Source organism: Streptomyces verrucosisporus, from assembly GCF_017114865.1.
In the GTDB taxonomy this organism is placed as follows: domain Bacteria; phylum Actinomycetota; class Actinomycetes; order Streptomycetales; family Streptomycetaceae; genus Streptomyces; species Streptomyces fenghuangensis.
Window position 1 is genome coordinate 26978 of record NZ_JADEYH010000032.1, and the last position, 25876, is coordinate 52853.

The 25876-nt window shown below is 74.6% G+C and carries 17 protein-coding genes; 11 read left to right on the forward strand and 6 right to left on the reverse strand.

Going from position 1 to position 25876, the window contains the following annotated elements; translation table 11 throughout:
- Window positions 1–91 precede the first annotated feature (91 nt).
- From IQ279_RS28275 to IQ279_RS28710, 6 genes are all read left to right on the forward strand, one after another.
- Complete coding sequence (locus tag IQ279_RS28275) at window positions 92–2194, forward strand: SDR family NAD(P)-dependent oxidoreductase (protein WP_307792513.1); 2103 nt, start codon at window positions 92–94, stop codon at window positions 2192–2194.
- A 120-nt stretch (window positions 2195–2314) separates the two neighbouring features.
- The gene (locus IQ279_RS24215; protein WP_206351412.1) at window positions 2315–9568 is read left to right on the forward strand and encodes a polyketide synthase; all 7254 of its coding nucleotides are present in this window, start codon (window positions 2315–2317) and stop codon (window positions 9566–9568) included.
- Complete coding sequence (locus IQ279_RS24220; protein ID WP_241028661.1) at window positions 9565–11166, forward strand: PfaD family polyunsaturated fatty acid/polyketide biosynthesis protein; 1602 nt, start codon at window positions 9565–9567, stop codon at window positions 11164–11166. Before IQ279_RS24215 ends, IQ279_RS24220 begins: the two co-directional genes overlap by 4 nt.
- A complete protein-coding gene (locus IQ279_RS24225; RefSeq protein ID WP_206351413.1) occupies window positions 11163–12947 on the forward strand; it encodes an acyl-CoA dehydrogenase family protein in 1785 nt (594 codons plus the stop codon). Before IQ279_RS24220 ends, IQ279_RS24225 begins: the two co-directional genes overlap by 4 nt.
- Before the next feature lie 25 nt (window positions 12948–12972).
- Window positions 12973–14757 (forward strand): acyl-CoA dehydrogenase family protein, encoded by a 1785-nt coding sequence (locus IQ279_RS24230; protein ID WP_206351414.1) that lies wholly within the window; start codon window positions 12973–12975, stop codon window positions 14755–14757.
- Window positions 14754–15539 (forward strand): 4'-phosphopantetheinyl transferase family protein, encoded by a 786-nt coding sequence (locus IQ279_RS28710; protein ID WP_206351415.1) that lies wholly within the window; start codon window positions 14754–14756, stop codon window positions 15537–15539. The genes IQ279_RS24230 and IQ279_RS28710 overlap by 4 nt, the downstream gene beginning before the upstream one ends.
- A gap of 1 nt (window position 15540) precedes the next feature.
- Here IQ279_RS28710 and IQ279_RS24240 read toward each other — a convergent pair whose 3' ends face one another.
- Window positions 15541–16230 carry a MerR family transcriptional regulator gene (locus tag IQ279_RS24240; RefSeq protein WP_241028662.1) on the reverse strand — a complete coding sequence of 230 codons (690 nt, stop codon included), beginning with the start codon at window positions 16228–16230 and terminating at the stop codon, window positions 15541–15543.
- 155 nt (window positions 16231–16385) lie between these two features.
- Between IQ279_RS24240 and IQ279_RS24245 the strand changes: the two genes are divergently transcribed.
- From IQ279_RS24245 to IQ279_RS24255, 3 genes are all read left to right on the forward strand, one after another.
- Entirely contained in the window at window positions 16386–16787 is a 402-nt protein-coding gene (locus tag IQ279_RS24245) for a DUF3291 domain-containing protein (protein ID WP_206351419.1), read from the forward strand.
- Window positions 16788–16830: 43 nt separating this feature from the next.
- Window positions 16831–18294 carry an MFS transporter gene (locus tag IQ279_RS24250; RefSeq protein ID WP_206351421.1) on the forward strand — a complete coding sequence of 488 codons (1464 nt, stop codon included), beginning with the start codon at window positions 16831–16833 and terminating at the stop codon, window positions 18292–18294.
- 178 nt (window positions 18295–18472) lie between these two features.
- Window positions 18473–18754 carry a GlsB/YeaQ/YmgE family stress response membrane protein gene (locus IQ279_RS24255; protein ID WP_206351422.1) on the forward strand — a complete coding sequence of 94 codons (282 nt, stop codon included), beginning with the start codon at window positions 18473–18475 and terminating at the stop codon, window positions 18752–18754.
- A gap of 374 nt (window positions 18755–19128) precedes the next feature.
- On the opposite strand, the gene IQ279_RS24260 is transcribed toward IQ279_RS24255, so the two are convergent.
- A complete protein-coding gene (locus IQ279_RS24260) occupies window positions 19129–19968 on the reverse strand; it encodes an SAM-dependent methyltransferase (RefSeq protein WP_307792514.1) in 840 nt (279 codons plus the stop codon).
- Between the two features lie 318 nt (window positions 19969–20286).
- Here IQ279_RS24260 and IQ279_RS24265 point away from each other — a divergent pair, with 318 nt between their 5' ends.
- Entirely contained in the window at window positions 20287–20913 is a 627-nt protein-coding gene (locus IQ279_RS24265; protein ID WP_206351424.1) for an RNA polymerase sigma factor, read from the forward strand.
- Window position 20914: 1 nt separating this feature from the next.
- Window positions 20915–21646: a hypothetical protein gene (locus IQ279_RS24270; protein WP_206351425.1), complete on the forward strand. Its 732-nt coding sequence runs from the start codon at window positions 20915–20917 to the stop codon at window positions 21644–21646.
- Window positions 21647–21658: 12 nt separating this feature from the next.
- On the opposite strand, the gene IQ279_RS24275 is transcribed toward IQ279_RS24270, so the two are convergent.
- The 4 genes from IQ279_RS24275 to dhaK all read right to left on the reverse strand — a co-directional run bounded on the left by IQ279_RS24275 (window position 21659) and on the right by dhaK (window position 24929).
- Window positions 21659–22339, reverse strand: a complete 681-nt coding sequence (locus IQ279_RS24275; protein WP_206351426.1) for a lysophospholipid acyltransferase family protein — start codon at window positions 22337–22339, stop codon at window positions 21659–21661.
- Between the two features lie 461 nt (window positions 22340–22800).
- Window positions 22801–23211, reverse strand: coding sequence for a dihydroxyacetone kinase phosphoryl donor subunit DhaM (gene dhaM / locus IQ279_RS24280; protein WP_206351427.1), 411 nt, complete (start codon window positions 23209–23211; stop codon window positions 22801–22803).
- Window positions 23208–23807: a dihydroxyacetone kinase subunit DhaL gene (dhaL, locus tag IQ279_RS24285; protein ID WP_206351434.1), complete on the reverse strand. Its 600-nt coding sequence runs from the start codon at window positions 23805–23807 to the stop codon at window positions 23208–23210. Before dhaL ends, dhaM begins: the two co-directional genes overlap by 4 nt.
- A gap of 129 nt (window positions 23808–23936) precedes the next feature.
- Complete coding sequence (gene dhaK / locus IQ279_RS24290; protein WP_206351428.1) at window positions 23937–24929, reverse strand: dihydroxyacetone kinase subunit DhaK; 993 nt, start codon at window positions 24927–24929, stop codon at window positions 23937–23939.
- Window positions 24930–25876: the final 947 nt, after the last annotated feature.

The window sequence follows — 25876 nt, forward strand, 5'->3', positions numbered from 1 at the left end:
GCTGGCCGCACTCGCGGACGCGCTGCGCGAGGGCGGCTGGACGGTCCGCACCGGCGCCTGTCCCCCCGAGGACGCCGACCGTCTGGACCTGGTGGTCGCCGAGGTCGAGGCCGACGGGCAGGAGGCCGCCACCACCGCGCTGCGGGACACCCTGCTGCTGGCCGGCTCCGTCCAGCCCCTGCTGGAGCGGAGTGCGGCCGACGGCGGCCGGGCGGCGTTCCTCACCGTCACCAGGCTCGACGGCCGGATGGGACTGACCGGCGCCGCCGGTGTGGAGCGGGCGGTCCTGGGCGGCGTCCCCGGACTGGTGAAGACCCTCGCCATCGAGGCCCCCTCGCTGCTGTGCCGCGCGGTCGACCTTGATCCGGAGCTGCCCGCCGACCGGTGCGCGGAGCTGCTCCTGGCCGAGACGTACGACGCCTGCGCGGGCACCGTCCAGGTGGGCCTGGCGGCCGACGGCACCCGCCGCACCCTGGACCTGGCCGAGACGCCCGGCGACCTGCCCGGCGAGCCCGGCGCCCCCGAGCCCGGTCCGCAGGACCTGCTGGTGGTCACCGGCGGCGCGCGCGGAGTCACCGCGGCCTGCGCCGTCGGCCTGGCCCGCGCCCACCGCCCCGGGCTGCTGCTGCTCGGCCGCACCGGACTGGCCGACGAGCCCGGCTGGGCCGAAGGGGTGCCGGAGAGCGGACTGCGGGCCGCCGCGGCCGCGGAGCTGAAGCGGACCGGGCACAGGCCGACCCCGCGCGAGGTCGACCGCATCGCCCGGGACCTGACCGGGCAGCGGGAGATCCGCCGCACCCTGGCGGAGCTGGAGGAGGCCGGGGCGCACGCCGAGTACGCCGCGGTGGACATCACCGACCCCGAGGCTGTGGCACGGGTCCTCGCCCCGTACGCGGACCGCGTCACCGGAGTGGTGCACGGGGCCGGGGTGCTCGCCGACGCCCTGATCACCGCCAAGCGGGGCGAGGACGTGGACCGGGTGCTGCGCACCAAGCTGACGGGACTGCGCAACGTACTGGAGGCACTGCCAGCCGGGGGGCTGCGGCACCTGCTGCTGTTCTCCTCGGTCGCCGGGTTCTTCGGCAACCGGGGCCAGTCCGACTACGCCATGGCCAACGAGGCGCTCAACCAGCTGGCCTGCGCGCTGCGCCGGCAGACACCCCGGGCCCGGATCACCTCCGTCAACTGGGGCGCCTGGGCCGGTGGCATGGTCACCCCCGAGCTGGAGCGGATGTTCGCCGAGCGCGGTGTGCCGCTGATCCCCCTTCAGGAAGGGGTCCGGTACTTCACCGAGCAGTTCGGTGCCGAGCGAGGCGGCGACACGGTGTGCGTGGTGGGCCCGGTGACCCCGCTGTCCGCGCCGGAGCCCGCCGGGCTCCCGGCCAAGGGAGCGGAACTCCACCGCTCCCTGGCGCCCTTGACCGACGACCCGGTGCTCGCCGACCACGCCATAGGCGGCCATCCGGTGCTGCCCGCCACGGCGGCGCTGGGGGCGGTCCTCAACGCCGTCCACCAGGTGCTGCCCGGCACCCCGGTGAACCGGGTGACCGGCTTCGCGGTACACAAGGGCCTGGTCCTGGACGACGACCGGCCGGAGGGGCTCCGGCTGGCCGTCCGGCCCGCCGGTACGCCGGAGACCTGGGAAGTCGCGATCCACGACAGCGAGGGCCGGCCCCGCTACCGGGCGCGGGCCGTGGCCGGTGCCCCGGGCCCCGCACCGGCCGTGGCCGGCCTGCCGGCACCCGGCAGCGGGCGCCCGGTCACCGCCTACACCGACGGCACCCTCTTCCACGGTCCCCGGCTGCGAGGCCTGACCGAGATTCTGGAGGACGGGCGGCGGCTGGTGCTGGGGTGCCGGCTGCCCGGGCTGCCGATCGCCGACGGCGCCTGGCAGGCGCCCGGGTACAGCCCGGTCCTGGCCGACCTGCTGCTCCAGGCGGTGCTGGTCTGGGCCCGGCTGCACCGCGGCCAGGCGGTGCTGCCCAGCGCGATCGGCGAGGCGCTGCGCCATGCCGAACTGCCCGACGGGCAGACGTTCCTGGTGGTCGTGGACGAGGTGGCGGAGACCGCGGGCGGCATCCGCTGCACCGTCACCGCGTGCACCCCGCAGGGGCGTGTCCTGCTGGAGTTCCGCGGTGTCGAGGCCGTCCACGCCCCCGGCCTCGACGCGAAGTTCCGTCCCGCGTCCGCGTGAACGCGTGACCGGACGGTCGGCGGTGCGGAAGGGCGCCCCCTTCCGCACCGCCGGGCCGGCCGCCGGCCGGCACCGAGCCCCGCCCCAGAACCCACCACCGAGCGGAAGACACGGAGAGAAATGTCGCGTTCACCTCGCCGGGACGAGCCGGTAGCCATCATCGGCATGGCCTGCCTGCTCCCGGGCGCCCACAGCCCCGAGGAGTTCTGGACCGGGCTGCTCGCCGGGACGGACCACCGCACCGAAGGCGGCCCGGAGGTCTTCGGAACCAGTCCCGACGTGCCCGGTGGCTGGGGCGACCCGGACCACCGCGTCACCGCCGTACGCGGCGGTTTCGTGACCGAGCCCGCCATCGACCTCGGCGGTCTGCGCCTGCCCGCCGACCGTCTGTCGGGTCTGGACCGCGTGGTCCGGTGGTCCGTGCACACCGTGCGCCGGGCGCTCGCCGACGCCGGACTGGACGCCCGCCCCGACGCCCTGGCGCGCACCGGCCTGGTCCTGGGCAACTACGCCTTCCCCACCGAGCAGTCGGTGCGGCTGTGCGTGCCGCCGGTGCGACAGGCCGTCACCGAGGGCCTCTCCCGCGCCGGACTGCCGCTACCGGGGGACCCGCTCGCCACGGACGGCGAGCCCGCCCCCGAGAACCTGTGGCCGTTCGGAGGGCCCGCGGTGACCACCGCCGACGCCCTCGGCCTCGGCGGACCCCGGCTGGCCCTGGACGCGGCCTGCTCCTCCGCTCTCTACGGCATCTCCCTGGCCCGGGACTACCTTGCCACCGGCCGGGCCGACACCATGGTCGCCGGAGCGGTCTGCGCGCCCGACCCGCTGCTGATCCACCTCTCCTTCTCCGACCTGCGCGCCTACCCGGACAACGGCGTCAGCCAGCCGTTCGACGGCCGCTCCACCGGTATCGTCACCGGCCAGGGCGCCGGGGTCTTCGTCCTGAAACGGCTCCGTGACGCACTGCGCGACGGCGACCGGGTGTACGCGGTGCTGGAGTCCGTGGGCCTGGGCAACGACGGCGCCGGCCGCCACCTGCTGAGCCCCAACGAGTCCGGGCAACTGGCCGCGTACCGACAGGCATACGCCGGGATCGACCCGGCCACCGTGGACTACATCGAGTGCCACGCCACCGGCACCCCGCTGGGCGACGCCACCGAGTTGCGCGGGCTGACCGCCTTCTTCGCCGGGCACGGCGGCGTCCCGCCGCTGCTCGGATCGGTCAAGGGCAACGTGGGGCACCTGCTGACCGTGGCGGGCTTCACCAGCCTGCTGAAGGTCGTCCTCGCGCTGCGGCACGACACCGTTCCCGCCACACCGGGTGTGACCGACCCGCTGAGCCCGAAGGGCGGCGAGGCGGCCGCCGGGCGGATCGTGCGCGAGAACACGCCCTGGCCCCGGGGAGCGGTGCCGCGCCGCGCGGCGGTCTCCGCGTTCGGCTTCGGCGGCACCAACGCCCATCTGGTCCTGACCGGACCCGAGACCGCCGCCGGTCCCGCCCCGGCGCCCGTCCCCGCCTCCGCCCCCGTATCCGTGACCGCCTCCGCCGGGGAGGACGCGCAGACCCCCGCACCGCGTCCCCTCGCCAGGCTCGCGGTGACCGGCCTGGGGGTCCGCCTCGGCGCGCTGTCCGGCACCGGTGCGCTGCACCGTGCCGCGCGCCCGGGCCGGCCCGCCCTCACCGAGCGCCCGCCGCACCGCTGGTACGGCGCGGACGGACTCACCCGCGGTCCGCTGTCCGGCACATCCGCCGAGGGATCCGCCCTGCCGGGCGGCTACCTGGACCGCATCGACGTCCATCCCCGCGTCTACCGCATCCCGCCCAACGAGCTGGCCCAGGCAAACCCTCAGCACCTGGCCCTGTTCGAGGCCGCCGAGCAGGCCCTTGCCGACGCGGGCTACCCCGCGCCGCCGCCCGGCACCAAGGCCGACGAACTGCCCGAGCGGCGGGTCGGCGTGGTGATCGCGATGGAGATGGAACCGCGCACCCACACCCACCGGGCCCGGTTCGACATCGGCGCCCACGTACGTGCGGAGTGCGAGCGTGCCGAGGTGCGCCTGGGCCAGGAGGACCTCGACCGCCTGGAGGAGGCGGTGCGCGGCGCCGTGCACGAGCCGATCGGCGCCAACGAGGTGCTCAGCTACATCGGCAACATCATGGCCAGCAGGCTCTCCTCGTCGCGCAACCTCACCGGGCCGTCCTTCACCGTCGCCGCGGACGGGACGGCCGGGGTCCGGGCGCTGGAGGTGGCCGGACTGCTGCTGCTGGACCCGACGGTCGAGGCGGTGCTGGTGGGCGGGGTGGACCTGGCCGCCGGGGCGGAGAACACCCGTGCCCGGGCCCGGCTGGCCGCCCGCGACGGCCAGGAGCCGCCGCCGCTCGGCGACGGGGCCGCGGCCGTGGTCGTCACCCGGGCCGGGGAGACCGCCCGCAGGGCGTATGCGACCGTGGACGCCCTGCGCGTGCACAACGGCGCCGGTGACCGGGCCGCTGCGGTGGCCGCCGCGGCCCGCGCGGCCCTCGCCGACGCCCAGGCGTCCCCCGGCGACATCGAGTACCTGGAGCTCGGCGGTGCCGCCCCCGCCGCCCGCCACGGCGAGGCCGCGGCCCTGGCCGCCGTCTACCGGGCCGACCCGCAGGCCGACCCGGAGGCGGAGGCGGAGGCGGGCGACCCCTACGGCTGCGTTCTGGGGAGCGCGCAGGCACTGGTGGGGGACACCCAGCGCGCGGCGCCGCTGGCCGCGCTGGTCGCGGCCGCGCTGGCTCTGCACCATGCCGACTTCCCGGCCGCCCCGGCGGGTCTGCTGCCGGACCCGGAGGACAGCGCCTTCGAGGACTCCTGCTTCACCGTACTGAGCGAGCCGCAGCCCTGGCCGGTCCGCCGCCGCGGCGCCGCCCGCGTCGCCGCGCTCAGCCTGCTCGGCGACACCGGCCCCGCCGGTGCCACCGCCGCCCACGTGGTGCTGCGCGGGACACCGCAGGGCACCGGCCCGGCCCGGCCCGACGCCGACTGGCACGACGGCCCCGGCGTGCTGCTGCTGCCGCTCACCGCCGACGACGGCCCCGGGCTGGCCGCCGCCGCCCGTGCCGCCGCCGCCGAACTGGCCGAGCACGGACCGCGGGCGGTCTGCCACCGGGCCGTACGGGAGCTGTCCGCCCGCCGCTCCCGCCACACCGCCGTCCTGGTCGCCGCCGACGCCGGCCGGCTCGCCGGCGAACTGGCCGCCGCCGAACGCGACCTGCCGCGCGTCATCGCCGAGGGCGGTGAGTGGTCCACGCCCTCCGGGAGTTACTGCACCGCGCGTCCGACGGGCCCCGGGGGCAAGGTCGCCTTCGTCTACCCCGGCGCGTTCACCACCTATCCCGGCGCGGGCCGCGACCTGTTCCGCCTCTTCCCCGGCCTCCTGGACGGTTTCGAGCGGGAGGCCGACCACCCGGCCCGGCGGCTCAAGCACCGCGCGCTCCACCCCCGCGCCCGGGGCCCGCTCGGCCGCCGGGACCTGATGCGCCACGAGGAGCGCCTGATCGACGACATCCCCGTGATGCTCGCCGCGGGCACCAACTTCGTGGTGCTGCACACCCGGCTGCTGCGCGACGTGCTGGGCATCCGGCCCGACGGCGGCTTCGGCTACAGCCTGGGCGAGTCCAGCATGCTCTTCGCCGGCGGGGTGTGGGCCGACTCGGCGCGGGACGACGCGGCGCTGGCGGCCACCCCGCTGTTCCGCGACCGGCTGCGCGGTCCGAAGCTGCGCGTCCGCGAGGACTGGGGCATCCCCGCGTCCGTGCCGGACGGGAAGGTGTGGGCGACCCGGGTGCTGCTGGCCGGTCCGGACGCGGTGCGCCCGGCCATGGCCGGCCTGGAGCGGGTCTTCCTCACCCATGTCAACACCCCGCGCGAGGTGGTGATCGCAGGCGACCCGGAGCAGGTCGCCCAGGTGATCGGGAAGGTGGGCTGCCAGGCCGCCAAGGCGCCCGCCAACCACGTCATGCACTGCCCGGTCGTCGACCCCGAGCTCGACGCGCTGGCCGCGCTCAACGACTATCCGCTCGGCACCCCGGACCCCGGTCTGGAACTGCTGTCCGCCTACGACTACGACCGGGTGGACACCACCGACCGGGAACAGATCGCCCGCCGCATCGCGGTCACCCTGCGCAGCACCATCGACTTCGCCCGGCTCACCGAGACCGCCCACGAGCGCGGTTACCGCTACTTCGTCGAGGTCGGTCCGGGCGCCACCTGCACCCGCTGGATCGGCGAGACGCTCAAGGGACGTGACCACGTGGCGGTCTCGGTGGACCGGCGCGGCGCCCCGGCCGCCACCGCGCTCGCCCAGGCGCTGGCCCGGCTGGTCTCCCACGGCCTGCCCGTCGGCCTGGAGGAACTGGCGCCCGAGCCGCGCGCGGCCGCACCGGCCGGGCCGGTGCTCTCCGTGCCGTGCGGCGGCGAGTCGATCGCGGACCGGACGGCACGGGCGGCGGCCGCCGTCCTCACCCCCGATCCGCCCGAGGTCCTGCCCGAGCGTCCCGCGCATTCCCCAGCCGCCCCGGATACCCAGCCCAGTGAGGTGACCCCGGCCATGCCGCCCGCATCCCCGGCGACTGCGCTCCCCGCCCTGGAGCCCGTTCCCGCCGCCCCCGTTCCCGACTCCGCCGCGGAGCGGATCGTCATCGAGGAGGAGCCCTTCGTCCACCTGCCCGAGCCGCTGCCGCGTCCCGTCTCCGAGCGGTACCGCCCGGCATCCCCGGCACGTCCCGCCGCGCCCCCGCTGCGGGCGATGGCGGCGACCGTCGCCCGCGCGCACCGCGCCGCGCTGCGTGCGCAGGACGCGTTCACCGAGAACGCGCTGCGGGCTCTGGAATCGGGTGCCGCGCCCGCGGCGGCGTACGCCGCCCCCGCGTCCACCGCCCCCGCCGGGCGGGAGAAGACCGTGCTGTGGGACGAGCAGGACCTGCTGGAGTTCGCACGCGGCCGGGTCGCACCGGTCTTCGGCCCGGCCTTCGCCGAGGTCGACACCTATCCGCGGCGCTGCCGCCTGCCCGAGCCGCCCTACCTCTTCGTCAGCCGGGTCACCAGGATCACCGGTGAGACGGGCCGCTTCGAGCCCGCCGAGATCACCACCGAGTACGACGTCCCGGTCGGAGCCTGGTACACGGTGGACGGCCTGGTCCCGTGCGCGGTGACCATCGAGGCCGGCCAGTGCGACATGCTGCTGATCGCCTACCTGGGCATCGACTTCCGCACCCGCGGCGAGCGCGTCTACCGGCTGCTGGACAGCCGCCTGGTCTTCCACGGCGGCCTGCCCCGCGAGGGCCAGACGCTGCGCTACGACATCCGCATCGACCGCTTCGTGTGGAACGGCGACAACCTGCTGTTCTTCTTCAACTACCGCTGCTACGCCGACGGCGAGCTGATCCTGGAACTCCTGGACGCCTGCGCCGGGTTCTTCACCCCCGCCGAACTCGCCGACTCCCTCGGCGTGGTGGACAGCGCCGCGGACCGCCGGCGGCGCGCGGCGATGGAGCCGTCCTGGTTCAAGCCGCTGGCCCGCACCGACCGCACCTCCCTGACCGGGAAGGACCTGGAGCTGCTGGCCGCCGGCCGCCCGGGAGAGGTGTTCGGCCCGCGCTGGGACCAGAGCGCCGACGGCTGCAACCGCTCGCTGCGCCTGCCCGGCGAGATGCTGCGCATGATCGACGAGATCCCGGTTCTCGACCGGCTCGGCGGGCCGCGCCGGCTCGGCGCGCTCACCGCCGTCAAGCGGCTGGACCCCGACGGCTGGTACTTCGCCTGCCACTTCACCGGCGACCCGGTGCTGGCCGGCTCCCTCATCGCCGAGGGCGGGGTGCAGCTGCTGCAGACCTACGCCATGTACCTGGGGATGCACCTGGTCTTCCCCGACGCCGAGTTCCAGGCGGTGCCCGGTCTGGAGACCGAGGTCAAGGTGCGCGGCCAGATCACCCCGGGGACCCGCGAGGTCCGCTACGAGGTGGAGGTCATCGAGCTGACCATGCTGCCGCGGCCCACCGTCGTCGCCGACATCACCGTCTACGACGGCGACAAGCCCATCGTCGCCATGCGGAACTTCGGGGTGCGGGTGCAGGAGAAGCCGGGCACCCCCTACCGGCCCGAGACCGGCGGTCTCCCGGCCTTCCTCGGACGCCGCAACGAGCGCGGCGAGGCGGCCTTCATCAACGAACTCCACCTCGCCCACGCCGCCAAGGGCGACCTCGGCACGGCGATGGGCACGGAGTTCGAGATCTACGCCGGCCGGCGCGCCCCCTACATCCCCAACGGCGACTTCCAGTTCGTGGACCGCATCATGCGGCTGGACGGCACCCGCGGCGAGCTGCGCCCCGGCGCCACCATGGCCACCGAGTACGACTCACCGCCCGAGGCCTGGTACTACCAGGACACCGCCGGGCCGGAGATGCCCAACTGCGTGGTGATGGAGACCTCCCTGCAGGCCGCCATCCTGCTCGGCTACTACCTGGGCGCCACCCTGGCCAGCCCCGACGAGGAGCTGGCCATCCGGAACCTGGACGGCCGCGCCCGCTTCGTGAGCCGCCCCGAACTGGCGGGCAGGACCATCCGCCACGAATCGGAACTGCTGTCCAGCCAGTCCGTGCCCGGCGCCACCCTCCAGAACTTCCGCTACCGGCTGCTCGCCGACGACGAGGTGTTCTACGAGGGCGAGTCGCTCTTCGGGTACTTCACCGAGCAGGCGCTCTCCAACCAGGTCGGGCTGGACTCCGGCGCCTACGTCCCGCCGTGGCTGGAGGCCGAGGGCGAAGGCCTCGACCCGGCCCGGAAGCGGACCATGACCGTCCGCTCCGACGACCGCTGGTTCCGGCCCCAGCCCGGCACCGGGCTGAGCCTGGCCGACGACCACCTTCGGATGGTCGACGAGGTGACCGTGGTGGACGGCGGAGGAACCCACGGCCAGGGGTACCTCTTCGGTCGCCGCACCGTGGCCGACGACGACTGGTACTTCGACTGCCACTTCCACCGCGACCCGGTGATGCCCGGCTCGCTGGGGGTGGAGGCCGTCATCCAGGCGCTCCAGGTCCACGTCATCGACTCCGGGCTCGCCGACGGCATGGGGCCGGTGCGGTTCGGGGTGCCCCTGGACGTCGCGATGGCCTGGAAGTACCGCGGCCAGATCCTGCGCGGTGACGGCGAGATGACCTTCGACGCCCACATCAAGGAGGTCCGGCGGGACGACGGCCGCCTCGTCGTCATCGCCGACGCCGCCGTCTGGAAGCCGGGTCTGCGCATCTACGAACTCACCGACGTGGCCGTGGAGGTCGTTCCCGCCGCGCGGGCGGAACGGGCCGACGCGGAGAACGACACGGAGAAGGAGACCGGAGCATGACCACCCCCATGACGGGCGGGGCCCGCACCGCGCCCCGGGCGCCGTACACCGACCCGGCCGGTATCCAGTACGTCCTGGGACGGCTGGAGGAGCCCTGCTACATCGTCGACACCGACCGCGGCCCCGGCGCCACCACCGCCCGGCCGGGCCCCGGCGTCCGGGCCCTGGCCGCGCTCGGCCCGCTGCCGCCCGAGCGCCTGGGATCCCGCGCCTTCCGCGAGCGGCACGGTGTCCGCCTGGCCTACCTGGGCGGCGCCATGGCGGGCGGCATCGCCTCCGAGGAACTGGTGATCGCCCTGGCCCGCGCCGGCTGCCTGGGCTCCTTCGGCGCGGCCGGCCTGCTGCCCGAGCGCATCGACCGCGCGCTGCGCCGCTTCACGGCCGAACTCCCGGGCCTGCCCTGGGCGGTCAACCTCATCCACAGCCCCAGCGAGGACGCCCTGGAACGCGACGGGGTGGAGCTGCTGCTCCGGCACGGGGCGCGGTGCGTGGAGGCCTCCGCCTACCTGGACCTCACCCCGCACGTGGTGCGCTACCGGGTGGCCGGGCTGCACCGCGGCCGCGACGGCCGGGTGGTGGCCGCCAACCGGCTCATCGCCAAGGTCTCGCGCCCGGAGGTGGCCGAGAAGTTCATGCGCCCCGCCCCGCCCGCGATCACCGCCGACCTGCTGGCCCGCGGGCTGATCACCGCCGAACAGGCGGAGCTGGCGCGGTACGTGCCGCTGGCCGACGACATCACCGCCGAGGCGGACTCCGGCGGGCACACCGACCGGCGCCCGCTGACCGCGCTCTTCCCCGCGCTGCTGGAGACGCGCGACGCCGTCCAGCGCGAGATGCGCTACCCGGTGCCGGTCGGACTCGGCGCGGGCGGAGGCATCGGCACCCCGCACGCGGCGGCCGCCGCCTACGCCATGGGAGCCGACTACGTGGTGGTGGGCTCGGTGCACCAGTCGTGCCTGGAGTCCGGCACCTCCGAGCCCGCCCGGCGGATGCTGGCCGAGGCGGGACTGGCCGACTGCGAGATGGCACCCGCCGCCGACATGTTCGAACTCGGGGTGGAACTCCAGGTGCTGAAGAAGGGCACCCTGTTCCCGATGCGCGCCAAGCGCCTGTACGAGCTGTACCAGCGCCACGACGGCATCGAGGCGCTTCCGCCGGAGGAACTGCGCCGCCTGGAGAAGCAGGTCTTCCGCCGCCCGGTGGAGGAGGTCTGGCAGGAGGTCGAGGCGTACTTCGCCCGCCGCGACCCCGACCAGCTGCGGCGCGCGGCGGCCGTACCGCGCCGCCGGATGGCGCTGCTGTTCCGCTGGTACCTGGGGATGGCCTCGCGCTGGGCGGTGACCGGCGAGGCGGACCGCACCGCCGACTTCCAGGTGTGGTGCGGTCCGGCCATGGGCGCCTTCAACGCCTGGGTGCGCGGCACCTACCTGGCGGCTCCGGAGAACCGGCGGGTGGCGGACGTCGCCGGACACCTGCTGCGCGGCGCCGCCTACACCGCGCGGGTGCACCAGCTGGCCCTCGCCGGGGTGCGGCTGCCGCGCTCCTGCGCCGAGTACCGGCCCGCGCCGGCCGCGGAAGCCGAAGGGGGCCGGCGATGACGGCGGACGACGGGCAGCGGTGGCCCCGGTACGCCGCCGCCACCTCCCTGGAGCGGGAGCTGGGCGATCCGCGCGACGCGCGCAACCCGCTCGGATTCGCCGCCGCGGCCGGCCGGGACGCCGGGGAGTCCCGGCCGGCCGCCCTGGCCGCGCAGGCCGGGCCGAGGCTGCGCACCGCCTTCGTACCGGCCGCCCTCGGCGGCACCCTGGAGGCACTGGACGCCACGCTGATGCTGGTGAGGACCGCCGCCCGCCGGGACGCGGCGATCATGCCCGCCACCATGTTCGGCATCACCGCGGCCACCTGCGTGCTGATCGCCGGCTCCCGGCGGCAGCGCGAGCACGTCGTGGGCCTGCTGCGCGAGGGCGGCTCGCTCGGCTTCGCGCTCTCCGAGGCCGACCACGGCAGCGATCTGCTCGCCAACGACACACGGGCCGAGGAAGTCCCCGGCGGCTACGCGCTCACCGGCGAGAAGTGGCTGGTCGGGCTCGGCGGGAGGTGCGACGGGCTGCTGGTGGTGGCCCGCACCGGCGGACGCGGCCCGGCCGCCTTCTCCGCGCTGCTGCTGGACGGGGAACAGGCCGCCGCGGCCCGCCGCGACACCCGCCGTCCGACGGGCATGCGCGGCGCCGACCTGGCCGGTTTCCGCTTCGACGGCCTCACCGTGCCGCGCGAGGCACTGGTCGGCGGTGTGGGCCGGGGGCTGGAGACCGCGATGAAGGCCATGCAGGTGGTCCGCACCATGAGCACGGCGGCCAACCTGGGGTGCGCCGACACCGGCCTGCGCCTGGCGCTGGACTTCGCCGCCGCCCACGTCGCGGCCGGCCGTGCGGCGCTGGCCCACCCGGGCGTCCGGCGCGAACTGGCCACCGCCGCGGCCCTGCTGCTGGCCGCGGACGCGGTGGCGCTGACCACCGCCCGCGGTCTGCACACCCTGCCCGCCGCCCAGAGCCTGTGGTCGAGCGTGGCGAAGAAGGTCCTCACCGACACCTGCGAGGAGGCGCTGGCGCGCTGCGCGGACGTGCTCGGCAGCCGCGGAGTGCTGCGCGACGGGCCGTACGCGGCCTTCGACACGCTGCGCAGGGACAACGCCGTCGTCCGCCACATCGACACCAGCCCCACCGCCAACCTGCGCCTGGTCGCCGCCCACTTCGCCCGGCTGGCCGCCGCACCGCCCGCACCGCCCGCGACGGGTGCGGACCCGGGCACGGCCGACGCGCTCCCCGGCGCCCTGGCCCGGACGTGCACGCTGTCCGAGTCGCTGCCCGAACCGGACCTGGACCGCCTGGCGCTGTCCGACCGCGGCGCGGACCCGGTCCTGGGCGCGGTGCCGGTGGTGGCCGCACGCGTCCGGGAGGTGCTGGAGAAGGCGGACGAGCGGCGGGCCGCGCGGGCCGTCACCCGGCTTGAGCGGGCCGCTTCCTGGCTGGGGCACGCCCTGCGCGCCCGCCGGGGCGCCGACCCGCTGCGCGACCAGGACCTGGCCGCGCGGCTGTGCTGGGTGCACGCCGCCGCGAGCTGCCTGCTGCTGTGGTGGCACAACCGCGACCACCGGCTGTACGGCGCGCCCGGGGGCGACCCCGGCTGGCTCACGGCCGCCCTGACGGTGCTGACGGCCCGGGCCGCCGGCCGCTCCTCCCCGCTGCCGGAGGAGGACGCGGAGGCGGTCCTGGCCACCGTGCTGCCGCTGCACGAGGCCGACCGGCTGTTCTCCGCCGCCGCCCTGCCCCTGGCACACGGCGGGCCGGTGTCCGCGTCGGCGCCGGGAGCGTCCGCATGACCCGCCCCCTGGAAGGAGCAGTGGTATGAACGCGAGCAAACTGACCTCTCTGGCCGGGGAGCTGGAGGACCACCTGGGCGACCCGCATGACGACCGCTCGCGGATGCCGTTCGCCCGGATCCTGGAGCACGACGAGCGCGAGCAGTACCCCCATCGGATGGTGAGTCTGCTGCAGGACTGGGGCCTGCACCTCTACTGCCTGCCCGAGCGGTGGGGCGGGCGGGCGGGCGACGTGGAGGCCGGCTTCCAGCTCGTGCGGCTGGTGGCCCGCCGGGACCCGACCACCGCCACCGCGCTGATGATCACCAACGTGGCGTTCATGCCGACCTGGATCGCCGCCACCGACGAGCAGGGCCGCGCCGCGGTCGACGCGATCAACCACGGCGGGCGGATGGCCTGGGGGCTGACCGAGCGCGAGCACGGCAGCGACATCCTCGCCAACGAGATGCGGGCCGAGAAGGTCCCCGGCGGCTATGTGCTGACTGGTGAGAAGTGGCTGATCGGCAACGCCACGGTGGCCGACGTGGTCAGTGTCCAGGCCCGCACCGATCCGCGGGGCGGACCGGGCGGATGGTCGGTCTTCGCGGTGGACAAGCGCCGCTGCCCGGCCGGTTCGGTGATGCCGCTGCCGGCCGAGCGCCTCCACGGGCTGCGGGCCATCGACATGAGCGGCATCCGGCTGGAGGGGGTGTTCGTACCGGAGGAGTGCCGGATCGGAGCCGAGGGGCAGGGGCTCGAACTGGCGCTCCAGGGCGCCCAGGTGGCCCGCACGGTGATCTGCGCGATCGCGCTGGGCGCGGTGGACACCGCGCTGCGGGTGACGCTGGACTTCGCCGAGCAGCGCTCGATCTTCGGCCGGAAGGTCGCCGACATCCCCTACTCGCGGCGCCAGCTCGCCGAGTCCTTCGCCGACGTGATGCTGGCCGACGCGGTCTCCACCGCGGCGGTGCGCTCCCTGCAGGTGATACCGGAGCAGACCAGCGTCTTCTCCTCGGTCGTGAAGTACTTCGTGCCCACGCTGATGGACCGCACGATGGCGCAGCTGTCGGTGGTGCTGGGCGCCCGCCAGTACCTGCGCGACCACCCGCACTACGGCATCTACCAGAAGATGCTGCGCGACCTGCTGGCGGTGCACTTCGTCGACGGCAACACGGTGGTCAACCTCAAGAGCGTCGGCGCCCAGCTCGACGGACTGCTGACGGCGGCGGTCTCGGCGGACGACGCGTCCCGCACCGAGGCCGCGGAGCGCGTGCTCGCGGTGTACGACGCGGACGCCCCGCTGCCGGTGTGGGAACCGCACCGGCAGCTGCTGGTCAGCCGCGGCCGCGACGACACGGTGGTCTCGCTGCCGGTGGCCGTGGAACGGCTGCGGGCGATGGCCGCCCGGCACGGTGACGAGCGTCAGCGGGACTGGCTGGGCCGCGCGGCGGACCTGGCGGTACGGCTGTCGGGGGAGTTCGCCCGGCTGCGGGCCGAACTGGATCTGCTCAAGCGGTCCCGGGGACGCGGATACGGGTCCTCGGCCGAGCTGTTCCGGCTGACCGAGCGCTACTGCGCCCTGCACGCGGCCGCCGCCTCGGTGCAGCTGGCCACCGGCTCGTCCCGGGCGTTCGGCGACGGGTTCCCCGACGGCGCGGTGCTGCTGCTCTCCCTGGAGAGGGTGTGGCGGCTGTTCCACCCCACCGAGACGGTGACCGACCCGGAGACCGTGGACCGGGTGATGGAGGTGCTGCGCGGCCTGCACACCGCGCCACGGCTGTTCTCCGCCCGGCCCGTCCCCGTCCGCGCCTCCATGCCGGGGCCCGAGTGACGGAGGCACGGACGGCCCGGCCGGAGGAGGAGGCCGGCCGGGCGGACCACCGGACACAGCTGTGGCTGCTGGCCGAGGAGTCGGTGGACGCGGAGACGGCCCGGTACGCCGCCGGACTGCTCAGCGCCGACGAGCGGCGCCGGCTGGAGCGGCTCCGCCCGCCGGACGGGCGGCGGCGCTTCCTGGGCGCGCGGCTGCTGTGCCGCACGGTGCTGGGGGAGCTGCTGGGCCGGCCCCCGGCCGCGCTGCGGTTCGCCCGCGACGGGCTGGGCCGGCCCGAGCTGGACCCCGGTCCGCACGGGGTGCGGTTCAGCGTCTCCCACACCTCCGGCCTCATCGGCTGCCTGGTGAGCCGGGAGGGTCCGTGCGGGCTGGACGTGGAACGGGCGGAGGCGTCCGGGCCGGCACTCCGGTACGGGCAGCGGTGGCTGGCACCCGCGGAGCGGGAGCTGCTGGCCGCGCTGCCCCCCGGACGGCGGGCGCGGGCGTTCACCGACCTGTGGGTGCTGAAGGAGGCGTACACCAAGGCACTGGGACTCGGGTTCCAGCACCGCTTCGACGGGTTCCGGCTCGGTCCGGACGATCACGGCCGGATCGTGCTGGAGGATCCGTCGGTGCCGCCGGAGGCGGCCGCGCGCTGGCGCTTCGCCCTGCTGCCGGTGCCCGGCGGGCACCGGCTGGCGGTGGCGGTGCGGCGGGACGGCGACGGGTGCGGTCCGTGGTCCGCCCCCCAGCCGCGCTACCTCGACCCGCGCACGGTGGTGGCCGGTGCCGGCCGGTGACTCACCCGCCGGCGCCGCCGCTCCGGTCGTCCCCGCTCCGGTCGTCCCCGTCCCGATCGGCGTACCGCCGCGCGGCCTCGTTCTCCTGCGCCATCCGGCGCAGGGTGGCCAGGACCGGCTCCATCAGGACGGTCAGGACCAGGGCACGTTCGGCGATGTCGATGCGGTCCTCGATCCCGGCGAGCTGGTCCAGGTCCAGCCGGGCGGTGGCGGCGGCCAGTTCGGCGTAGGGGACCAGTTCGTCGGCACCGTAGCCGGCGCCGACCTCGCGCAGCGCCCGCAGCCCGGTGGCCAGCGCTCCGCGCAGCGGCGACTGCTCGGTGACGGTCCAGCCCATCCGCTCGACGAGCCGCTCCACCTCGGCCGTGCTGCCGTCGGCGGTGTCCTGCCCCTCCGGGTCTTTCCCGTCCGGCTCCGCGGTCACCGGCGACCGCAGGGCGTAGTGCGTGACGCCGAGGGTCTTGTACCGTCCGAGCGGCTCGCCGACCGCTTCGAGAACCTCCCTGGTGGCGGCCACCGAGAGGCCACCGAGCGTGGTCAGCGCTCTGACCAGGCGCAACCGGCGCAGGTGGTCCTCCTCGTACTCCGCCTGGTTGCTGGCGGTCGCCCGGCCGGGCCGCAGCAGCCCTTCCCGCAGATAGAACTTGATCGTCGGGATGGGGACGCCGCTGCGGCGGCTCAGCTCGGACATCCTCACGGGATTCCTCGATTCTGCGGCGGACGCGGCACGTACCGCGTGTGGACATGGAAAGTGTAACGTGCCACTATCGATAGTGGATAGTGTCACTATCGCCACCCTGCAGGTGACGCCCGCGCGCCCTGCCCGCGAGTCAAGGACCCCGCGCCATGCCGAAGCTCCCCTGGACCACGATCAGCCCCGCCGACCCCGCCGACGAAGCGGTCGTCATGGCCTCCCGGCTGGAGGTCGCCTCCCTGCGGCACGTCCCGCGCTTCTTCTGGTTCTCCCTGGTGTCCTGGCGCCAGGTCCGCCGGTCGCCGGGTGCCTTCGGGGCCTCGCTCATCGCCCAGCTCGGCCGCGGTGTCTTCTGGACCCTCTCGGCCTGGGAGAGCAGGGAGGCGTTGTACGCCTACGCCAAGACCGAACCGCACAACTCGATCATGAAGCGGCTGCGGCCCACCATGCGCGAGTCCCACTTCGTCTTCTGGACCGTCCCCGCCGAGCGGCTTCCCATCTCCTGGGAGGACGCCCGAGCCCGACTGGCGGAGGAACGGGACCGGAAGTCCTGACCCGCCCGCACCCACCGCCCGACCATCCTGACGGGAGAACCCCATGTCCACCGCCGCACCACCCGCGCCGGCCGCCGGGCGCGCGCCGCTGTGGCTCGCGATCGTCGCCTGCTCCCTGCCGATGTTCATGACCGCCCTGGACAACCTGGTGGTCTCCACCGCGCTGCGGACCCTCCAGCAGGATCTCTCGGCGAGCACCCAGGACCTGCAGTGGTTCGTCAACGCCTACACCCTGGGCTTCGCCTGCTTCCTGCTGGTCTGCGCGGGCCTGGGCGACCGCTACGGCCGCCGCCGGTTCTTCGTCCTGGGCATCGTCGTCTTCACGCTGGCCTCCGTCGGCTGCGGCCTGTCCGAGACCAGCGGCCAGCTCATCGCCTCCCGCGCCCTCCAGGGGCTGGGGGCCGCCGCGGTCATGCCGCTGTCGCTGACCCTGCTGTCCGCCGCCGTGCCGGACCGGCTGCGCGGTCTGGCCGTGGGGCTGTGGAGCGCGGTCAGCGGCACCGCCGTCGCGCTCGGCCCGGTGGTGGGCGGTGCGGTCGTGGAAGGCCTCGACTGGCAGTGGATCTTCTGGATCAACGTGCCGGTCGGGCTGGTCGCGGTACCGCTGGCCCTGCTCGTCCTCAAGGAGAGCCGCGGTGAGCGGGCCCGCATCGACGTCGAGGGCATGATGCTGGTCACCGCCGGACTGCTCGCCCTGGTCTGGGGCATCGTCAACGGCGAGACCCGCGGCTGGAGCGACGGCCGGGTACTGCTCGCCCTGGCCGCGGGCGTGGCGCTGCTCGCGCTGTTCGCCTTCTGGGAGCGGCGCACCAAGGCCCCGCTGCTGCCGCTGCGCTTCTACCGGGTCCGAGCCTTCACCCTCACCAACCTCGTCTCCGCCGCCATGTACTTCGGGGTGTTCGGCTCCATCTTCCTGCTGGCGCAGTACCTGCAGATCGCGCCCCCGCGCACCCCGCTGCACGCCGGTGTGCTCACCCTGTCCTGGACCCTGATGCCGATGTTCGTGGCACCGCTGGCGGGCATGCTCACCGAACGGGTGGGCGGCGGCCGGCTCATGGGCCTGGGCCTGCTGCTCCAGGCGGGCGGTCTGGTCTGGATCAATCTTGTGGCGACCACCGATACCCCCTACTCCCAGCTGGTGGCACCGATGGCCCTCGCCGGCATCGGCATGGGCCTGACCTTCGCCCCCGCCGCCACGGTGGTGCTCTCCTCCGTGCGCAAGACGGAGCACGGCAAGGCCGCCGGTGCCAACAGCACCGCCCGGGAGATCGGCGGCGCCCTGGGCGTGGCCGTCCTGGGCACGGTCTTCGCGGCCCACGGCGGCTACCTCTCCCCGCAGGACTTCGTGGACGGCGTACGGCCCGCACTGTGGATAGGGGCCGCGGTCGCCGCGCTCGGCGGCCTGGTGGCCTTCGCCATCCCCCGTCGGCCCGCGGGTGTTCAGGAACCGGAGCCGGGCGGCGAAAGCACCGGGCAGGGCACGCGGGAGGTGCGGCAGGCCGCCTGACCGGGCGCACGTCCCGCGCGACACCGGTGCGCGGCCGGTGCCGCACGGGCGGGCGATCGGCCGGTGCGAAGGAAGCCCTGTTCGGCGCGTCTTCCGCCGCGCTCCGGAAAACTCCCTTGTTTGGCCGACGAGTTCATGGCAATGCGGTTCTCTGAAGACGACAAGGAGGTACCCAGACATGGGCATTATCGCGTGGATTCTCATCGGTCTGCTCGCCGGATTGGTCGCCAAAGCCATCATGCCGGGCAAGGACCCGGGCGGCATCCTCGTCACGATGCTGATCGGTATCGCGGGCGGCCTTCTCGGCGGTTTCCTCGGCAAGGTGATATTCGGGGTCGACTCGATCGACGGATTCTTCGACCTCTCCACCTGGATCGCCGCCATCATCGGTTCGGTCATCGTTCTGGCCGTCTACCGGGCCGTGACCGGCCGCGGCAACCGCCGCCACGTCCACGCCTGACCCGGTACTGGCCCTTCGGATACGCGGTGACCGGTTACCGGCCCCGCCGACCGGTTCGCGCACCCCCGGTGGCCCGCTCGGCCGAGCGGGCCACCGGGGGTGCGCCGTGCCGGGGTCCGGCCACCGCGGCGCCGTTCCGGCCGCGTTCGGTCCCTCCGGGCCCTCCGTGCACTCGTTTCCGCCCGGGATCCTCCGAGAGGGAGGGCGGGAAAAGCGAATCAGGCCGGGTGGACCGGGTCGCGGGGGATTTTCCCGCACCGGTTCCCCGGTCCGGCCGAAGGGTTTTCCGGTGCGGAATTCCTCTCCCGGGAACTGCGCACCGGGATGAACGGCTTCGTTCTCTCCGGCGGGAGACGGACCCGGACGGCCCGGGCTCAGGGCTTGCGGGCGACCGCGGCGTAGCAGGCCGCCTCGGCGTCGCCGACGTCACCGAAGGTGTGGCCGGGGTCGGGGCGCCAGCGGTGGGAGGTGGTGACCCCCGGCTCGAACAGCTCCCAGCCGCTGAAGAACCGGGTGAACTCCTCCCTGGTGCGGGCCTGTCCGGGGGTTCCCGAGGCGCGGTAGGCCTCGGTCAGGCGGGCGATGCCCTCCGGGTCGAAGTCTGGGGTGACATGGCTGATGGCCAGGGTGCTGCCGGACGGCAGCGCGTTCTTGAAGTGCTCGACGATCTCGTGCGCCCGGTGCTCGCCGGGCACGAAGTGCAGCAGGGCGTTGAGACTGAGCGCCACCGGCTCGCCCAGGTCGAGGGTCCGTTTCACCTCGGGGGCGGCCAGGAGGGCGGCCGGATCGGTGACGTCGGCATGGACGTAGGCGGTGCGTCCCGCCGGGTGGCTGCGCAGCAGGGCCTGGGCGTGGGCGAGCACGATGGGGTCGTTGTCGGCGTAGACCACCCGCGACTCGGGCGCCACTGCCTGGGCCACCTCGTGGAGGTTGGGCGAGGTGGGGATGCCGGTGCCCACGTCGAGGAACTGGCGCATGCCGGCGGTGGCCAGGAAGCCGGTGGCCCGGTGCGTGAACTCACGGTTGGCGCGGGCGGCCACCAGGACGGAGGGGAAGATCGCCATGGCCCGTCCGGCGGCCTCGCGGTCGGCGGGGAAGTTGGTGTGACCGCCGAGGTAGTAGTCGTACATGCGGGCGGAGTGCGCCCGGTCCAGTTCCAGGTCGACCGCGCTGTCGTCCGCGCCGCCGGTGGTGCCGTCGACCGTCTGGGACACCTTGATCACACCTTTCGTGAGCACTCGCCGGTTCACTGTCGGATCCCCCAACAGGCTTGCGAGGCACGGTGGTCGGGGAAGGCGGTGTACTGTACCGTCCCCTCCGTCCGCCATGGCGGTAATCACACTATTACTCTGGGCCCACTTTTTGGGAAACCACTGTCCGACGATGCCCACGATCCGATTGGCTTGGCGGGCGAGGTCCCGTCCCCTCGCGCCGGCGGTCGCCTCCACCGGGGAGTGCCGAGGCGCACGCGGGGCGGGACGCCCGCGACCGACGACCCGACGAGCACCCACACGGAGCCGGGAAGACACGCGGTGAACACCCCTGACAACGTCCCCGTCGACGTGGACGCCGACCCCCCGCAACCCTCCGTCCGCCACCGGCGGACACCCCTGACCTTCGACGCCTTCCACGAGTACCACCACCGGGTGTGGCTGAGGTACGCCCGTACCCAGGTGGGCAGCCGTACCGGCGCGGAGGCGGTGGTGGAGGCCGCCTGCGCCCAACTGCTGAGCGACTGGAACCACGTACTGGAACAGGAGTCCGTCCCGGCCTACGCCTGGGCGGTGTTCAAGGAGCGGATCCGGGAGCGGCTGGACCGCGACGGCCGTGCCCCGGCGCTGGCGGAGACCGCGGCCTTCGAGGCCGCCTGCCGCGGCCGGCTGCTGGAAGAACTGCTGGACGAGGCGGACGGACCGGACGCGGCGGACGGGTTCACCGCCCTGGAGAACGGGCTGCGCCTGTACACGGCCATCACCGAACTGCCCGAACGGCAGCACGACATCGTCGTTCTGCGCTATGTACTGGGGTGTCCCGAGGAGGACGTGGCCGAGTACCTGGGCTGCGGTACGGTCGCCGTGCGCGCGCAGGTACGGCACGCCAAGAGGAAACTGGCGGCCGGACTGGGCCAGGGAAGGAACCACAGGACGGGGGAGCGGTAACGTGCGCGGCACCGGGGAGCACCGGAGGATCGACGCGCTGCTGGAGGGGGCGGAGGTCCTCGGCGGCGAGTACGACGGCTACGACCCGGCCGCCGCACGGGAGCGCATCGCCCGTGCCGTCGCCGCCGGCCCGCCCTCCGCACGGCCGCCGGCGAACCCGGACACCGGATGGCGCTACCGAACCGTCCACGAACAGGCCGCCCACGATCTGGACCTCGCCATCTCCCTGGTGGTGGGTTCGCCCGGGGCGGCCGGGAGCCTGGCGCGGCTGATCGACCACCGGCGTGCCGAGCCCGAGGGCGCGCTGGTCTTCGCCTGCCTGCTCCATCTGGTCGGCCACCGGGACGCGGCCCAGTTCTGGTGGCAGTTCGCGGCCGGAGGAGGCAGCCGCACCGCGGCCTTCTGCCTCTGCCTCCACCACCGGCGCCTGGGGGAGTTCCGCGACGCCGACTACTGGCGCCGGCAGGCAGCCCTGCTGGGGAGCGCCCGTACCGCAGCCCGAGCCCCTCGGAGCACCGCCGGCGTGCCCGGCCCGCACGGCTTCCTGCTTCCGGACGCCGTCCGCCGGGACCTGCTCACCCAGTGCCACCGCGGCCGGCACCCCCGGCTGCCGGCCGCGGTGGAGGCGGTGGTCAACCGGCTGCGCGTCGACGGGGACGACGAGGACTACGGCGAGATCCCCCGGCCCGAGCCGGGGCTGCCGGAGGAACTGGCCGGGCCCCGCCCCCACTGAGGCGGGCGTGGTTCAGGCGGTCGCCGAGAAGTCCCCGTGGGAGTGGACGGGGTGGCCGGCCCGCTCCGCCGCGACCCGCCAGGCGGCGACGACCGCCCGGCGGGCGCGGGCGGTGGCCGTGACCACGTCGCCCGACAGCCGGACCGGCTCGCCGACGTGGACGTGCACGCCGGGGCGGCGCAGCGGGGCGGTGACGAACCCGGCGACCTGCTTGGCGGTGGAACCGGAGCTGATCCGGCGGGAACCGGCCTGCCCGAGAGGCACCACCGGGGCGCCGGTGGCCAGCGCCAGCCGGGCCAGCCCGCTGCGGAACGGGCCGGGCTCGGCCTCGCCGGAGTCCGCGCGGCGCGGCAGCCCGCCCTCGCCGTAGATGAGCACGACCCGGCCCGCCGCGAGCGCGGTGGCGGCACCCTCCAGCGAGGCGGCGGCCCGCTCGGTGCCCCGGTGCACCGGCACGTGCCCGTCGCGGGCGAGGGCCTGGCGCAGACCCGGTATCCGCCACAGCCCGGCGGTCGCCAGCACCACGGGCCGGGTGTCCAGGCGGTGCAGGGCGGCCAGGACCACGCCGGGGTCGACCAGGGAGGTGTGGTTGGCGGCGACGATGCTGCCGGGCGCGAGCTCGGCGCCGGGGTCGGAGGTGACCCGCAGGCGGCCGAGGGCGGGGACGACGGTACGGGCGACGGTGCTGAGCACGGCGGGCTCCTCCGGGTACTCCTGCGCGGTTGTCGGTGCGTCCGCCGGACGCCGGGCACCGGACGCTCGATGCCGGACGCGGGAAAGGGCGGCGGGCCCATCCTCGCCGGGCGCGCCCGGCGGCGCCTGAGTAGCCGTACTCATCCGCCCCGGGCGTTCCCGCACCATGTGGCGTGTCCATACGTCTGTGTGAGTGGGCGGGTGGATCGGGCGGGACCGGCCGCACCGCCGCCGTGGCGGCCGGAGACCGGCCCCCGCCTCGCGGAACGGAGTTCGCCCCGCCGGCTCCCCCCGGACGCACCCGCCGGGAGAGGAGCACGGCAGGGGGCTGATGCTGGTCGAGGCCGTAAGCGAGGCCCGGGGCATCCGGGAGGCACACGGCTGCGGCTGGTCGGTGTGGGCCGGGCCGCCGGCCTCCGCCGCGGGACGCTGACGCGCGCCCCGGGCGGCACGTGCGCCGGTCAGGCCTTGCGGTAGCCGTACGCCTCCGCCGCGGCCGCCGCGACCGCGTCCAGGTCCGCACCGGTGGAGGCGGTGACCACGGCCGCGACCGCGCCCTCGACGAAGGGCGCGTCCACCAGACGGGCGCCCGGGGGCAGCTCGTCCTCCTCCGCGAGAAGCGTGCGCACCGTCAGCACCGCACTGCCCAGGTCCACAAGCACCGCCACACCCGCGCCCCGGTCGACCCGGCGGGCCGCCTCGGTGATCAGCTCCGAACTGGTGCCCAGCCCGCCGTCCCCGGTTCCGCCGGCGGGCGCTACGGGGACATCGGCGCCGCCCGCCAGCCCGAGCGCCATATGGGCGACGGACTCGGCCACCTGCCTGCTGTGCGAGACCAGCACGACGCCGACCCGGCCGCTCACCGCGCTCACGCCGGCTCCCCGGTCGCGGCGGTGCCGGCGGTGTCGGCGAGCGCGGCGAAGAACAGTGCCGAGGAGGTGGCGCCGGGGTCCTGGTGCCCGACGCTGCGCTCGCCCAGATAACTGGCCCGGCCCCTGCGCGCCCGCATCGGCACGGTGGTCTCGGCTCCCTCCTCGGCGGCCCTGCGCGCCGCCTCGAAGTCGTCGCCCGAATCGCCCAGCGCCTCGACGGCCGGGTACAGCGCGTCCAGCATCGTCTTGTCGCCCCGCGCCGCGGAACCCAGCTGCGCCACCGCCTCCACCCCGGAGTGCAGCGCCTCCCGCAACCGCTGCGGTTCCACGCTCTCCTGGTCGCCCAGCACCTTGCCCGCGCGGCGCAGCAGCGTCCCGTACAGCGGGCCCGAGGCACCGCCGACGGTGGAGATCAGCCGGCGCCCGGCGAGGGCGAGCACCGCGCCGGGGGAGGAGGGGACCCCCTCCTCCAGGGCGGCGACCGCGGCGGTCAGTCCGCGACGCATGTTGGCGCCGTGGTCGGCGTCGCCGATGGCGGAGTCCAGCTCGGTCAGCCGGTCCGCCTCCCGGTCCACGGCGGCCGAGACCGCGGACATCCATCGGCGGAAGAAGTCGGCGTCCAGTGCGACGGTCACCACGGTCTCCTTGTCTGCGGGCTGCCTATGGGCTGTCTGCGGGCGGCGCCTGCGGTGGCCGCGTACGTTTCCCTGCCCGGCCGCCCGGGGTCACATGCCCCAGCGCAGTGCCGGGGTGCGCACCGGCGCGTCCCACAGCCGCAGCAGTTCCTCGTCCGCCTGGCACAGGGTGACGGAGCAGCCCGCCATGTCGAGCGAGGTGACGTAGCTGCCGACGAGGGTGCGGGCCACGGCCACACGGCGCTCGCCGAGCACCCGGTGGACCTCGGCGGCGAAGCCGTACAGCTCCAGCAGCGGGGTGGCGCCCATGCCGTTGACCAGCGCCAGCACGGGGCGGTCCGGGCGCAGGTCGTCCAGCACCGCGTCCACCGCCGTGTCCGCGATCTCGCCGGAGGTCATCATCCCCCGCCGCTCGCGGCCCGGCTCCCCGTGGATGCCGACGCCCAGCTCCAGCTCGCCGGGCGGCAGGTCGAAGGTGGGCACGCCCCGCGCCGGAGTCGTGCAGGCGCTCAGCGCGACGCCGAAGCTGCGGGAGGACTCCGCCACCTGCCGGGCCACCGCCTCCACGCGCTCCAGCGGCGCCCCCGCCTCGGCCGCCGCGCCCGCCAGCTTCTCCACGAACAGCGTGGCGCCGGTGCCGCGCCGCCCGGCGGTGTAGGTGCTGTCGACCACCGCCACGTCGTCGTCGACCAGCACTCTGGCGACCCGCACGCCCTCGTCCTCGGCCAGCTCGGCGGCCATGTCGAAGTTCAGCACGTCGCCGGTGTAGTTCTTCACCACGAACAGCACCCCCCGGCCGCTGTCCACGGCCGCCGCCGCCCGTGCCATCTGGTCCGGGACGGGGGAGGTGAACACCTCGCCGGGACAGGCCGCGTCCAGCATCCCGGGGCCGACGAACCCGCCGTGCAGCGGCTCGTGCCCCGAGCCGCCGCCGGAGACCAGCCCCACCTTGTCCGCGACCGGCGCGTCCCGGCGTACCACCACCCGGTTGTCCACGTCGACCGTCAGCTCCGGATGGGCGGCGGCCATACCGCGCAGGGCGTCGGCCACCACCGTCTCCGGCACGTTGATCAACATCTTCATAGGTGCCTCCCAGGAAGCTTAGCGGGTGGGTCGTCGGCCTGCGTTTTTGCTGGTCAAGGCAGGTTCGGGTAGTCCTCGGTCCTGGCGGTCCGTAGCGGCCGGAAGCGGGCTGTGGCGGTACTGATGCTGACCTAATGCTGACTTTAGTGACGCCGTGTCAGGTTCCTGCGGTAGATCGACAGCATGCCGACCGGATTCCTACGGAGGCAGTATCGGCCTTGCGACAGCGAAGGTCACGTGCAAGAACGTCATGGGCGCGCCTCGGTCCGAATCAGGGTGCACTTGGTTGCGGTCGGACGTCGATGTCTATGCGTACACCGGGCCTCGTCAACACGTAGGGCGGGGGCTGTAAGACGTTCGGCTCTGTCTCACTTCCGGTGGTGACGGACAGGAACCATGATGATGAGCAGGCCCTCGACCAGAACCTGCGGGTCCGCGCACCGTAGCAATCGTTCTCCAGTACCGGCTGATCGGCTCGGCGCCTGTCCGTGAGGGAGGCGCGCCAAGCCCAGCGACCTCAGCGTACTGCCCTCCGTTCGAACTGCCGAGATCGGAGTGTCGGCCGTACTCTCTGCAAGCAACGCCGCCCAAATCTTACGCTCCGTTACCACTGGAAGTGAGGCAGACCCGAACGTTTGACAGACCCCAACGTCACTCGGAGGTCGGAAAAGGCTCGCGGTGCGTTGTCCAATGCAGCAAGCGCTTAGAAGGCGCTCGCCGTGTTCGCATCCGCATCCTGCTGACCTGCAAGGAAGCCGTACGCGGGGCTGTCTTTCCGTAAGCCGTGGGACGTATGTGGGACGTGGGCGCTCCCTACTGCCGACCGGTGGACCGACTCTGTACCGTGCTTGGCGCTGCGGAGCCCGCGGACTGCGCGGCGAAAGCGCGCGATGACCGATGGAGCCGTCGGGTCGGCTCTCTCCCTTACAGGGAGGCGGCGTTCTCTG